The sequence below is a fragment of the Algisphaera agarilytica genome (assembly GCF_014207595.1).
Taxonomy (GTDB): domain Bacteria; phylum Planctomycetota; class Phycisphaerae; order Phycisphaerales; family Phycisphaeraceae; genus Algisphaera; species Algisphaera agarilytica.
Genome location: NZ_JACHGY010000001.1, coordinates 2,774,133 through 2,786,820, shown reverse-complemented (window position 1 = coordinate 2,786,820; position 12,688 = coordinate 2,774,133). Strand labels below are relative to the sequence as shown.

General features: G+C 64.2%; 10 protein-coding genes. All 10 read left to right on the top strand.

Going from position 1 to position 12,688, the window contains the following annotated elements; genetic code table 11:
* Positions 1-39: 39 nt before the first annotated feature.
* The 10 genes from HNQ40_RS12005 to HNQ40_RS11960 all read left to right on the top strand — a co-directional run bounded on the left by HNQ40_RS12005 (position 40) and on the right by HNQ40_RS11960 (position 12,686).
* Entirely contained in the window at positions 40-792 is a 753-nt protein-coding gene (locus HNQ40_RS12005; protein WP_184678070.1) for a YwaF family protein, read from the top strand.
* Between the two features lie 304 nt (positions 793-1,096).
* The gene (locus HNQ40_RS12000; RefSeq protein ID WP_184678069.1) at positions 1,097-2,320 is read left to right on the top strand and encodes a glycosyltransferase; all 1,224 of its coding nucleotides are present in this window, start codon (positions 1,097-1,099) and stop codon (positions 2,318-2,320) included.
* 51 nt (positions 2,321-2,371) lie between these two features.
* Positions 2,372-3,130 carry a sugar phosphate nucleotidyltransferase gene (locus HNQ40_RS11995; RefSeq protein ID WP_184678068.1) on the top strand — a complete coding sequence of 253 codons (759 nt, stop codon included), beginning with the start codon at positions 2,372-2,374 and terminating at the stop codon, positions 3,128-3,130.
* Positions 3,131-3,210: 80 nt separating this feature from the next.
* Positions 3,211-4,173 (top strand): NAD-dependent epimerase/dehydratase family protein, encoded by a 963-nt coding sequence (locus HNQ40_RS11990; protein WP_184678067.1) that lies wholly within the window; start codon positions 3,211-3,213, stop codon positions 4,171-4,173.
* Between the two features lie 54 nt (positions 4,174-4,227).
* Positions 4,228-5,436, top strand: coding sequence for a DegT/DnrJ/EryC1/StrS family aminotransferase (locus HNQ40_RS11985; protein WP_184678066.1), 1,209 nt, complete (start codon positions 4,228-4,230; stop codon positions 5,434-5,436).
* Between the two features lie 388 nt (positions 5,437-5,824).
* A complete protein-coding gene (locus tag HNQ40_RS18630) occupies positions 5,825-6,943 on the top strand; it encodes a sugar transferase (protein WP_315852776.1) in 1,119 nt (372 codons plus the stop codon).
* A gap of 169 nt (positions 6,944-7,112) precedes the next feature.
* A complete protein-coding gene (locus HNQ40_RS11975) occupies positions 7,113-7,925 on the top strand; it encodes a WecB/TagA/CpsF family glycosyltransferase (RefSeq protein ID WP_184678065.1) in 813 nt (270 codons plus the stop codon).
* Positions 7,926-7,967: 42 nt separating this feature from the next.
* A complete protein-coding gene (locus HNQ40_RS11970) occupies positions 7,968-10,514 on the top strand; it encodes a glycosyltransferase (protein WP_184678064.1) in 2,547 nt (848 codons plus the stop codon).
* Positions 10,511-11,914, top strand: coding sequence for an O-antigen ligase family protein (locus HNQ40_RS11965; RefSeq protein ID WP_184678063.1), 1,404 nt, complete (start codon positions 10,511-10,513; stop codon positions 11,912-11,914). The genes HNQ40_RS11970 and HNQ40_RS11965 overlap by 4 nt, the downstream gene beginning before the upstream one ends.
* Positions 11,901-12,686 (top strand): polysaccharide deacetylase family protein, encoded by a 786-nt coding sequence (locus tag HNQ40_RS11960; RefSeq protein ID WP_221435509.1) that lies wholly within the window; start codon positions 11,901-11,903, stop codon positions 12,684-12,686. Before HNQ40_RS11965 ends, HNQ40_RS11960 begins: the two co-directional genes overlap by 14 nt.
* The last annotated feature ends 2 nt before the right edge of the window (positions 12,687-12,688 follow it).

The following is a 12,688-nucleotide window of genomic DNA, read 5'->3' as shown; positions in this document are numbered from 1 at the left end:
CGATGAATCACGTCTGTCCCGTTTAAGGTGCCTCGCCGCTTGAGTTCAACACTCGCCCAAAACTTCGCGATGTTTACGCCGATGCACGCGGCGACGGTCGCGGTGTGCGCGGTGGTGATCTTTGGCGTGATCCGTTTGGGGCTGCGGGCCAAACGCCGGGGCGACGCGACCCGCGTCACACGCGCTGTGGCCTGGGCCGGCCTGTTCTTTTGGCTGGTTCAAATGGTCTATGCGTTTGCCTTCGATTGGAAACCCGCTCACAGCTGGCCGCTGCATATCTGTGACCTGGCAGGACTGCTTGGCCCGCTCGCTCTGCTGACCCAGGCCCGATTGCTCCGCACGACGGTGTACTTCTGGGCGATGGGTCTGGCGGTCTGGGGGATCATCACCCCTACGCTGTGGAAGGGCCCGGAGTCGGTGGTGTTCTGGCTGTTCTGGATCAACCACGGCGGGGTGATCCTGTTCGCGGTCTACGACGTCGCGGTCTGCGGCTACCGCCCCACCCTCAAGGATTGGGGCTGGGCCTGCGTGGTGTCGCTGGCGTATGTGGCGATCGTCGTCCCGCTGAACCTGGCCCACCCCGGCTGGAACTACGGCTACCTGGGCGACGTGGCGGTCGGACGTAAAACCCCGCTGGATGTTCTGCCCGCCTGGCCGATGCGGTTGCTGGCGATCGAGATCCTGGGCGCGGCGATGATGCTCCACGCCTGGCTGCCTTGGGCGCTCGTCAGCAAGTTGAGTCGCAAACAAATGTTGAACGAAACGACAAAAACCCCTAGCGTTTCCCCTTAACTCACCTTAAGGTTTTGCTAAAACAGGTAGTTAAGGCAACTTATTTTTTAGGTTTGTTGTTGCGTATGCCCCTTACCGGTGTATGCTTCGCTTACCTTTGAGGTACGGCTCAGTCCGCCTCATCGGCCATCCTGTAACGCGTTCCGGGTGGATGAGTCCGCGTTATTAAAGTCATAAGCACGGATTCGCTCTAAAACGAGCGGAGCAGGGAGTTAGTCTGTCCACAACGCGGGACATACAGATGGATAGCCCAGAGGGTGTCCAGGCCCGAGCCACCGGAGTCGGTGCCGGGCAGGTGGGGAAAATGAAGATTCTGCAATGCCATAATCTGTATCAACTCGCTGGCGGCGAAGACAGCGTCGTTAACGACGAGCGCGAGTTGCTTGAGAGTCAAGGCCACGAAGTTGTCCAGTACACCCTGCACAACGACGCGGTCGAAGACCTCTCGCGTGTGCGTCTGGCCGCCGGAACGATCTGGAGCCGTAAGTCGGCCCGCGAGCTCCGCGAGCTGTGCCGACGCGAAAAGCCCGACATCGCCCACTTCCACAACACCCTGCCGCTGATGTCGCCCTCGTCGTACCACGCGGTCCGGGCCGAGGGCGTGCCGGCCGTGCAGACCCTGCACAACTACCGCCTGCTCTGCCCCAAGGCGACGTTCTTCCGCGACAACCAGATCTGTGAGAAATGCCTGGACAAGAAGGTCAAGTGGCCGGCGATCCAGCACGGCTGCTACCGCGACAGCCGCTCCGCCAGCGCCGCCGTCGCCGCGATGCTCACGATCCACGGCACCATGGGCACCTACGAAAACCAGATCGATGCCTACATCGCCTGCTCGACCTTCACCCGCGACAAGATGATCGAGGGCGGCTACCCCGCCGACCGCATCCACTACAAGCCCAACTTCCTCGCCGCCGACCCCGGCATGGGGTCTGGCAACGGGGGATACGCGATGTACCTCGGTCGGCTCTCGCCGGAGAAGGGCATCGAGGTGCTCGTCAAAGCTTGGGATCAACTCCCTAACGTCCCGTTGCGTGTGGTCGGTAAGGGGCCGCTCCAAGCCCAGATCGAATCACTCAATGACCGCCACGACGCGGTGACCTACTACGACTGGGTCAGCTTTCCGCAACTGGGCCAACTCTTGGGCGACGCGATGTTCCTCGTGCTGCCCAGCATGAACTATGAAGGCTTCCCCCGCGTGATCGTCGAGGCCTTCGCCCACGGCGTGCCGGTGGTGGCGTCGAACATCGGCGCGATGGGCCGTGTCATCGAAGACGGAGCCAACGGGCGTCACGTGAACTACGGCGACGCCGACGACCTGGCCCGCGTGATCCGCGAACTGATGGACGATCCCGAGCAGGTCCAACGCCTCCGGCAAGGGGCCCGGGAATCGTACGAGCAGTTCTACACCGCCGAGACCAACTACCAAACCATGATGTCGATTTACCGCAAGGCCAGCGAGCAATTCAAACAGTCGCCGCAACACCAAGCTAAAACCGCAGCATCGGGGCAAACCCAAGCCGTCGTTTAAACCCGTTTCCATCACCTACGTATCACACCCCCTCAAGAGCGAGAAAGATCCATGCGAGCCATCATCCTGGCCGGCGGCAAAGGCCGACGACTTGAGCCCTACACCATCAGCTTCCCCAAGCCGCTCGTGCCCGTGGGCGATATGCCCATCCTCGAGATCGTGATCCGCCAGCTCAAGGCCAGCGGCTTCACCCACGTCACCCTCGCCGTGGGCCACCTCGCCGAGCTGCTCATGGCCTACTTCGGCGACGGCTCGAAGTGGGGCATCACCATCGATTACTCCCGCGAAGAAAAGCCGCTGGGAACCGTCGGCCCGCTCAAGCTGATCGACGACCTGCCCGAGCGTTTCCTCGTGATGAACGGCGACGTCCTGACCACGCTCAAGTACGACCAGCTCTTCCAGCAGCACCAGCGTTCCAACGCCGACCTCACCATCGCCTGCTACCGGGCCAACACCAAGATCGACCTGGGCGTGATCGAGTTCGACGGCCGCCTCGAAGTCACCGGCTACCGCGAGAAGCCCGTCCTGCCCTACGACGTCTCGATGGGTGTCTACGTCTTCAACCGCAGCGTGCTCGAAACCTTCGAGGCGGATGACTACATGGACCTGCCGACCATCGTCAACAACCTGGTCAGCGGACAGGGCACCGTGAAGGTTTATCTGTCGGATCACGAATGGCTCGACATCGGCCGCCCCGATGACTACGGCCGCGCCATCCAGCGGTTTGAAGAGCTGCGTCACGAGTTCCTGCCCGAAGAACAGCCCGTGCCCCAAGAGCAATCCGCCGAGGCCCGTGGCCTGGTGAAGTAATCCTGAATCTTTTCCCTAACCGTTTTTTGAATTTGCACGGCGTCTCACCGATGCGCCGTAATTTCCTGGAGTATTGATCGATGAAAGTTTTGGTTCTTGGTGGCGCGGGCTATGTCGGCTCGGCTGTGGTCCGTGAGATGCTTAACCACGGGCACGAGGTCACCTGCTTCGACATGATGATGTTCGGCGCCGAGTCGATGATGCCCTGGCTGGGTCGACCCGACTTCAAGTTGGTCAAGGGCGATATCCGCAACGCCGAGGAAGTCGACGCCGCCACCGCCGGGCACAACGCGGTGATCCTGCTCGCGTCGATCGTCGGCGAGCCCGCCTGCAACCGCGACCCAGACAACACCCGCGCGACCAACGTGGGCGGCGCGGAAAACGCGCTCGCCGCCGCCAAGAAGCACGGCGTCAAGCACTTCATCTTCGCCTCGACCTGCAGCAACTACGGCGTCGCCGACACCGACGTGCCTGTTGCCGAGGACGGACGCCTCAACCCCATCAGCGTCTACAGCGAAACCAAGGTCGAGACCGAACAGCTCACCCTCGCCGCCGCCAGCGACACGCTGATCCCCACCGTGCTGCGTCTGTCGACCGCGTTCGGCGTCTCGGCGCGGATGCGTTTCGACCTGCTGGTCAGCGACTTCACCCTCGCCGGGCACAAGGACGGCAAGGTCGTGATCTTCGGCGAGCAGTTCTGGCGACCTTTCGTGCACATCAACGACATCGCCAAGTGCATGCGGATGGTCCTCGCCGCCCCGCGTGAAGCGGTCGACGGCGAAGTCTTCAACGTCGGCGCCAACCACAACAACACCCAGAAGCAGACCCTGGGCGAATCCGTGGCCAAGCACCTGCCCGGCACGGAGATCGAATTCGTCACCAAGAACGAAGACCCCCGCAGTTACCGCGTGGAGTTCGCCAAGGTCAAAGACAAGATCGGCTTCGAGCCCGACTGGGACATCGACGCCGGCATCATCGAGGTCCGCGACTGCCTGCAAAACGGCGTCTGGCCCGACCCGACCGACGGCCGGTACAAGAACTGATCCCCACAACTTTTGCCCCAGGTCAATGACCCGGGGCCACCGCGGATACCCGCCATGACCACCGAACCCGAAAAGAAGTATCTCGTTTCCGACTGCGACCTCGGCGAAGAGGAAGCCCAGGCCGTCGCCGAGGTCGTCCGCAGCAAGTGGCTGAGTGTCGGCCCGCGCACGGCCGACTTCGAGGCCGCGTTCTCGTCACATATGCAGGGCAGCCTGCCCGAAGCCCCGCACGCTGTGGGCGTAGCCAACTGCACCGCGGCGTTGCACCTGGCCCTGCTCGCTGTCGGTGTCGAAGCGGGCGACGAGGTCCTGGTGCCCAGCTACACCTTCGTCGCCAGCGCCAACGCGATCCTGTATTGCGGGGCCACGCCCGTGTTCGTGGAGATCAACGGGCCGGGCGACCTGAACCTCGACGTCGACGACCTCGAGCGCAAGATCACCCCCAAGACCAAGGCTGTCGTCGCGGTGCACATGTCCGGATTCCCGGTCGACATGGACCGCCTGATGCCGCTCGCCGAGAAGCACGGTATCAAGGTCATCGAAGACGCCTGCCACGGCATCGGCGCCAGCTATCACGGTGCCGAGGGCTCGGCCTACCGCGGTCAGAAGCTCGGCACGATCGGCCACGCAGGCTGCTTCAGCTTCTTCGCCAACAAGAACCTGGTCACCGGCGAAGGCGGCATGGTCGTCACCCGCGACGAAGATGTCGCCAAGTTCGTCCGCCTCGGCCGATCCCACGGCATGACCAAGACCTCGTGGGACAAGGCCTCGGGTCGGGCCCACGGCTACGACGTCGTGCAACTGGGCTTCAACTACCGCGGCACCGAACTCACCGCGGCGCTGGGCCTGATCCAGCTGCGAAAGCTCGACGCCAACAACGCCCAGCGCAAGGCACGCGTGGCCCGCTACCGGCAAAAGCTGGCGGAGCAGGACGCGTTGCCCCTGACCCTGCCCTTTGCGGATCGGCTGGACGACAGCGCCCACCACGTCTTCCCTGTGGTGCTGGACGACGCCGCGGCCGTGGTGCCCCTGCGAGAAGCCCTGACCGAGATGGGCGTGCAGACCACGCACCACTACCCGCCGCTGCACACCTTCAGCCACTACCGAAACATCGTCGGCGAGGTCTCGTTGCCCATCACCGAAGACGTCTCGGCCCGGGAAGTCACCCTGCCGCTACACCCGCTGATGACGGATGAGGATGTAGACGAGATCGTGGAACGGTTAGTCAAAGCGTTTCAAAGAATCGGGCAAGTAACCCGTTAAAGGCTGGATTCAATGGCTCCAGCAAGAGGTTTACCCAATAGACCGAAACAACCCAATTTAAACAATAAGGTGGCATGGACTAGACAAATATCAGGAGTTTCACCATTGAATCTAATGTCACCTTTGTTATGGTGGTGAAGCCTGCAACAGGTTGTGTACCCGGCGGGGGATGCCGGGCCGGGAGTGTTAGAGAGAGCAATCGTAAGTAAAACAAGAGTGAGGGAACTCGTTCGCTGGGCAGACCGGCGATACGAGGAAGAACTGCATTGACCGCTGCATGGTGCAGCTCCGAAAGAATATCGATGCAATGCTGAGGCGAGATTTGGGCGAGAGGATTTGATTGATGTTGCGGTGGGGTAAGAAGTTTAAAGCGAAGAAGGATGGCAGTTTGCCCGGAGGGGGCGAACTGCAGGTGAGGGCCCAGCACCTCAACCGTATCCTCGAACGCGAACGCACCCGCGCCGATCGTTCGGGTCGGCCTCTGTCGATGGTGCTGCTCGGCTACGACGGCAAATCGAGCCAGCGCAAAGACGCCGCCGCGATCGTGCACCTGATGCAGAAGCGTGGTCGGATCACCGACGAGATTGGCTGGTTCGATAAGAAGACCGGCTTCGCCGTGCTGCCCGACACCCCGGTTCAGGGCGGTCGACGCTTTGCCGAGATCGTCCAGCAGCAGCTCCGCGAGCGTGGTATCCGCACGTCGTTTGCCATTTATCAATACGACCCGCCCCGCGAAGACGATCCATCCGACCGCGACCAGCACGACGGCGGGCACCGCTTCGATCAGGCCTCCAAGGCCAAGCAAATCAAAAACGGCTCATCCATGCCGTCGACAGAGCCTGCGTTGGCGTCGAGCTTCTTCCAGGCCGACCCGGAGGCCCACGAGCTGCGGCCGCTGATGGCGCGTCGGCTGCCGGTTTGGAAGCGTGGCATGGACCTGGCCGTGTCTGGAACCGCCCTGTTCCTGCTGTGGCCCGCCATGATCGCCATCGGCATCGCGATCAAGGTCGACTCGCCCGGCCCGGTCATCTTCAAGCAGAAACGCTCGGGCCTGGGCGGCAAGCCCTTCGGCATCTGGAAGTTCCGCACCATGTGCAACGACGCCGAGGCCAAGCGAAACGAACTGCTGGCGATCAACGAGCAGGACGGCCCGGCCTTCAAAATCAAGGCCGACCCCCGCATCACCCGCGTCGGCGGCTTCCTCCGCAAGACCAGCCTCGACGAGCTGCCCCAGCTGGTCAACATCTTCAAGGGCGACATGACCCTCGTGGGCCCGCGGCCGCTGCCCGTGCACGAGTCCGACGCCTGCGAGCCGTGGCAGAAGCGTCGGCTCGACATCACCCCCGGCCTCACCTGCATCTGGCAGGTCTGGGGACGCTCCACCGTCAACTTCAACGACTGGGTCCGCATGGACCTGCGCTACAAGCGCAAGCGGACCCCGCAGCACGACCTGAAGATCATGCTCCACACGGTCCCGGCGGTGCTCAAACAACGCGGTGCCTGCTAAAAAAACAGTGCTTTTCGTGAATTGGGGTTAGCCCAAGACGAGTTTTTGGGGCAAACTTAGGACGCCTGCTACCGCCATGCTCGGCCCCGCGATCCGCGACGCTGAGGACGGCGGTTCGACTACACCCAGAGGCCACCCGTTTGTGACCGGTTCGCTCAGGTTTTGATCCATGACCACCGTAGCCCCCACCCAAGCCGCCGACGCCCTGACCTCGGTGGCGGCCCCCTCCGGCGACCTGCCCAAACGCGACCTGTTCGGCGTGCAGGTCACCGCCGCGGGCCCCGAGCCCGTCGTCGATCAGATCATGGGCTGGGCCCACGACCGCCGCAGTGCGACCGTCGACTTCATGCCGGTGCACGGCCTGATCGTCGCCGTCCAAGACCCCGAGCACCGCGCCCGGATGAACGACTTCGACATCGTGGCCTGCGACGGCCAGCCCATCCGCTGGGCCCTGAACAAATTCCACATAACCGGTCTCAAAGAGCGGGTCTACGGCCCCACGACCATGCTCAAGACCTGCGAGCGCTGCGCCGCCGAGGGCGTGGGCATCTACGTCTACGGCGGCCGCCCCGAAGTCCTCGAAACGCTTTGCCACAACCTGATCGAGAAGATGCCCGAGCTCAAGATCGTCGGGGCCGAGTCGCCGCCCTTCCGCCCGCTCACCGAAGAGGAAGACATCAAGGCGATCAAGCGCATCAACGCCAGCGGCGCGGGGGTGATCTTCCTGGGGATCGGCTGTCCGCGTCAGGAAATCTTCGCCGCCGAGCACCGCGCCGCGTTGCGGGGCGTGCAGATGTGCGTCGGCGCGGCGTTCGACTTCCACGCCGGTGCGGTCAAGCAGGCCCCGGCCTGGATGCAGAAGCGCGGGCTGGAGTGGCTGTATCGATTGACGCGCGAACCGGGTCGGCTCTGGAAACGTTACCTTGTGACCAACAGCGTGTTCGTGGCACTGTTCACCCGCCGATGGATCCTGGGGCGCTGATCCCGCGATTCACCATTTCTCCGCCCAGGTCAAGAACTCACCATGTCGTTGACGCCGGACGCCCCGGAACCATCTGACTCCTCGCCGTCCCCGGCGATCGCCCATGGGGCAGAGGTCGCGCCCGAAGCCGCGGGCTCGGACGAGTCGGTGCGCGGCGGTCGGCAGTGGGCCACCCGCGGCATCTGGGCGATGCTCGACCAGGGCCTCTTCGCCGGGGCCAACTTCCTCATCACCGTCGGCCTGGCGGGCTGGCTCACCGAACGCGACTTCGGCGCGTTCACCACGGCCTACGCCAGCTTCCTGGTCATCGGCGTGTTCACCACCGCCCTGCTCACCGAGCCCATGATGGTCTTCGGGGCCAAGAAGTACCGCGACAACCTCCCCGACTATTTCGGCCGGCTGATCGGCGGGCACCTGCTGGTCACGATCATCGGCGGCCTCATCCTCGGCGGCATCGGCCTGCTCGTCGGGTTCACCGGCGAGAAGCTGCTGGGTTTGGCGATGTGCCTGCTCGCGTTCACGCAGTGCAGCCAGCTCTTGCCGTGGATGACGCGCAACGCCTGCTACATCGAATCCAACCCCCGCCCCGCTGCCATCGCCGGGATCATCTACCTCGTGTTGATAGTGGGTTCGCTGCTGTGTCTGCGCATGCTCGAGAGCCTGAGCATCGTCACCGCGATCATGACCATGTTCGGCGCCAGCCTCGCGGCGAACATCTACCTCCTGCTCTACCTCCGGCCCAACCTGCGTTCGGTGTTCCGCTTCAGCGGCTACGGCCCGGCGACCCGCGACCACTGGCGCTACGGCAAGTGGGCGACGCTCACCGGGCTCACCCGCTACATCCCCGAGCAACTGCCCTACATCGCGGTGCCGGTCATCCTCGGCATCGCAGCCAAGACCTCGCCCGACCTCGAGACCGGCGGTGCGCTTAAGGCGCTGATGAACTTCTCGGTGCCGTTGATCCTGATCAGCTGGGCCGCCTCCACGCTGGTAACGCCGATGCTGGTGCGGGCCAAGCACACCCCGCGGTTCTTCAAGATCTCGGGCATCATGCTGATGATGACCATGGGGCTGCCGCTGCTGTTCTGGCCGGTGCTGGGGCTGCTGGGTGAGCCCATCATCTCGTTGCTGTACTCGGGCAAATACGTCGACTACGCACCGCTGACCTGGCTGATCGGATTGATCCCGGTGATCGCGGGCCTCGACGCCGTGCTCCACACCCAACTCAAAGCCGCGGAACGCCCCGACCGGCTGTTCCTCGCGTCCGTGGCTTCGTCCGCGGTGCTCATCGTGCTGGGCCTGCCGATGATCCTGGTCTGGGGGCTGACCGGCGCGATCCTCGCGATCCTCGCCAGCTACATCGCTCAGGCGATGACGCTCTGCCTGATGGGCGGGTCCATCATCCTGCGAGCGGCCGCGCCGATCCCCGAAGACCTGGGCACCGACCTCCGCCCCCTGGAGCTCCCCGCTCTGCCTCAGGAGCCGTTGGTCTCGGTCATCATGGCCAACCACAACTACGGCCATATGGTCGGCGACGCGATCCGGAGCGTGCTCGAACAAACCTACGGCCGATTCGAACTGATCGTCGTTGACGACGGCTCCACCGACGACTCGGCCGAGGTCATCCAACGCTATGTCGCCAAAGACACCCGGGTCACGCTGATCCGCCAGGACAACAAAGGCCAGGGCGGGGCGTGGAACACCGCGTTCGAGCGCTGCCGGGGCGACATCCTCTGCCTGCTCGACTCCGACGACATGTTCGAGCCCGACAAGCTGGAGACGATCGTCGACACCTTCGAAGAGAAGCCCAACGTCGGCATGATCCAACACCCGCTGCAGGTAATCGACACGGCGAACCAGCCGCTGCAGGTCATCCCGTTCCTGAGCCGACTCGAAGAAGGATGGCTGGCCCCGACAGTGCTGCGTCGCGGTGGCCGGTGGAGCTTCATGCCGACTTCGGCCCTGGCGTTCCACATGGAGGTCGCCCAGCACTTCTTCCCGCTCAGCGCCAAGCTGTACCGCGGCAATGCCGACACCCTGCTCTTCACTGTCGGGCCGCTGCTCTCGCGGGTCCACGTCATCCGCCGACCGCTCGCCCGCTACCGCATCCACGGCGGCAACCTCATGAGCAGCGGGTCGTCCGACCGCGCTGGCATGCGGAAGCAGTTGCGCTCGGTCTACAACACCCTCACCGGCTCCAACCAACAGCTCAAGCGTCTGGGCATGGACCTGCCGCAGCTCGACCCCCGGGTCCACCTGCAATACCGAGAGCGATTGTTCCAGCTGTCGATGCTGCGGGGCCGACGCCGAGGCTGGGTGGGCCGGTACATTGGCCTGATGCAGGTGCTGCTGACCGACGATATGTATGGGAGAGCCCAGAAACTCATGGCGGTGCCGACGTACGGCCTGCTGCCGTTCATCCCGCGTGGCTGGCGTGCCGCCTGGCTCGACCGGGCCAAGGGCATGGGCCGAGCCAAGGGCATCGCCCAGACGATGCTGCTGCTGACCCATTTCAAACCCCGCCGCGCCCAAGACCCCCAGACTTCGACCGACTCGAACAAGCTCCAGGCCGAACCCAGCGTCTCATGACCATGCCGTCCACGACCTCCACCACGAATACGCGTCCCCTGCCGGTGCTGACCCCAGCCACCACGCAGCGGCTGAGCGCGCGGTGGTTCGCCATGTTCGGCATCCTGCTCTCGGGCCTGGCCATCGGCGGCAAGGGGTTCGCCTACATCGGCCTGCCCCCGCTGTTTATCTCCGAGATCACGCTGGCCTTGGGCGCGTTGACCTTCCTGATCCAGCCGCGTTGGCGGGAGACATTGTCGCAGCCGATCTCGATCATGATCGTGTTGCTGCTGGGCTGGGGGCTGATGCGGACGGTGCCGTACCTCGGCCAATGGAAGCTCGACGCGATCCGCGACTTCATGCTGCTGGGCTACATGACCACAGCGTTGATGGCCGCGGCGGTGGTGATGTCGCAGCCCAAGCTGCTGCCCTGGCTGCTGAGCAAGTACCAGGTGTTCGCCAAGGTGTTTCTCGTGGCGATGCCGCCGCTGTGGCTGGCCGACCAGGTCCTGGGCGACAACATGCCGAGCTGGCCTTGGGCCTCGCAGGTCGGCATCATCATGCTCAAGCCCGGCGACATGCCGGTGCACCTGGGCGGGATCGCGGCGTTGTCGATCCTCGGGCTCTTCCGCGGCAAGTCGCTGATGTGGATGGGGCTGTTGTGCCTGCTGCTGGGCGTGACCGGGGCGATCAGCCGGGGCGGATTGGTCGCCTTCGCGCTGGCCTACGGCATCGCGTTTCTCATGCGGCCCAAGAGCGCCTGGGCCACACGCTTGGTCGTGGTCATGACCATCGTCGTCACCCTCGCCGCGGTCAGCGACCTGAGCATCAAGGTCCCCGGACGCGAGCGCGAGTTCTCCGCCCAGCAGCTCCTGCTCAACGTGGTCACCGTCGTCGATACCGGCGACGCCGCGGGCGACCTCGACGACACCAAGACCTGGCGGCTCGACTGGTGGGACAAGATCTACGACTACACCTTCTTCGGCGAATACTTCTGGACCGGCAAGGGCTTCGGCGTCAACCTCGCCAACGACGACGGGTTCCAGGTCTGGCTCGACACCGAATCACTCCGCAGCCCGCACAACGGCCACCTCAACGTGTTGGCCAGAACCGGCGTCCCGGGCTTTGTCATCTGGTGCGGGATCATGATCGCCTGGTGCTGGATGATGCTCAGCGCCTACCTCCAGGCCCGCCAGCGAAGGGAGAACAACTGGGCGATGTTCTTTGTGCTGCTGGTCGCGTACTGGACCGCGTTGACGTTCAACGCGTCGGTGGATGTGTACTTCGAAGGGCCGATGGGCGGCGTGTGGTTCTGGGCGATCACCGGGTTAGGCGTGGCCTCGGTCTGGGTCTTCCGCCACCACCCCGAGGTCATGCACGTCCCGCACGCCACCCCGCGTGAGGCCCATGATGAGGGTTGAGCCCGCCTCCAACCCCTCCGCCAAACGCGCCGTCATCACCACGAGCTGGGACGACGGCCACCTCGAAGACCTGCGGCTAGCGGACCTGCTCGAAACCTACCGCATCCCCGCGACGTTCTACATCCCTCGCGTCGACCGCCTGCTCGGCAAGCCGGTGTTGAGTGCGGATCAGCTCCGGCAACTGGCCGACCGCGGCTTTGAGGTCGGTGCCCACACGATGAACCACACCGTGGTCACCACGGTGCCTGACGACGTCGCCCGTAGCGAGATCGCCGACTCACGCAAGTACATCGCCGACGCCACCGGGCGCGACTGCCCGATGTTCTGCCTCCCCCAGGGCCGGTTCAAACCCCAGCACGTCGAGATGATCCGCGAGGCGGGTTACACCAGCTACCGCACGGTCGAGATGTGGTCCACCGCCCCGCCGCGCCCGCGCGGCAACGCCCCGTTCACCGAGATGCCCACCACGCTGCAGGCCCAGCCGCAGTCGCCCTCGAGCATCGCCCGCAACCTGCTCAAACGCCGGGCGCTGAGCAACGGGCTGCTCTACCTCAAGCTCGGCCGCGCCGCCGGGCAAGACTGGGCCCGGCAAGCCCGCGCCCTGCTCCAACACGTCCTGACCCACGGCGGGGTGTTCCACCTCTGGGGCCACAGCTGGGAACTCGAAGAGTTTGATCAGTGGGACACGCTCGAATCGGTGCTCGCCCAGATCCGTGACGCCGCCGATCAAGCCGAGCTGCTGACCAACAACGAGCTCTGCCAACGCGGATAGCA

Bases quoted from the DNA above. Each gene is read 5' to 3' on its own strand.
- HNQ40_RS11985 (WP_184678066.1), top strand. From the start codon at position 4,228: ATGACCACCGAACCCGAAAAGAAGTATCTCGTTTCCGACTGCGACCTC.
- HNQ40_RS11975 (WP_184678065.1), top strand. From the start codon at position 7,113: ATGACCACCGTAGCCCCCACCCAAGCCGCCGACGCCCTGACCTCGGTG.
- HNQ40_RS11990 (WP_184678067.1), top strand. From the start codon at position 3,211: ATGAAAGTTTTGGTTCTTGGTGGCGCGGGCTATGTCGGCTCGGCTGTG.
- HNQ40_RS11995 (WP_184678068.1), top strand. From the start codon at position 2,372: ATGCGAGCCATCATCCTGGCCGGCGGCAAAGGCCGACGACTTGAGCCC.
- HNQ40_RS11965 (WP_184678063.1), top strand. From the start codon at position 10,511: ATGACCATGCCGTCCACGACCTCCACCACGAATACGCGTCCCCTGCCG.
- HNQ40_RS12000 (WP_184678069.1), top strand. From the start codon at position 1,097: ATGAAGATTCTGCAATGCCATAATCTGTATCAACTCGCTGGCGGCGAA.
- HNQ40_RS11960 (WP_221435509.1), top strand. From the start codon at position 11,901: ATGATGAGGGTTGAGCCCGCCTCCAACCCCTCCGCCAAACGCGCCGTC.
- HNQ40_RS11970 (WP_184678064.1), top strand. From the start codon at position 7,968: ATGTCGTTGACGCCGGACGCCCCGGAACCATCTGACTCCTCGCCGTCC.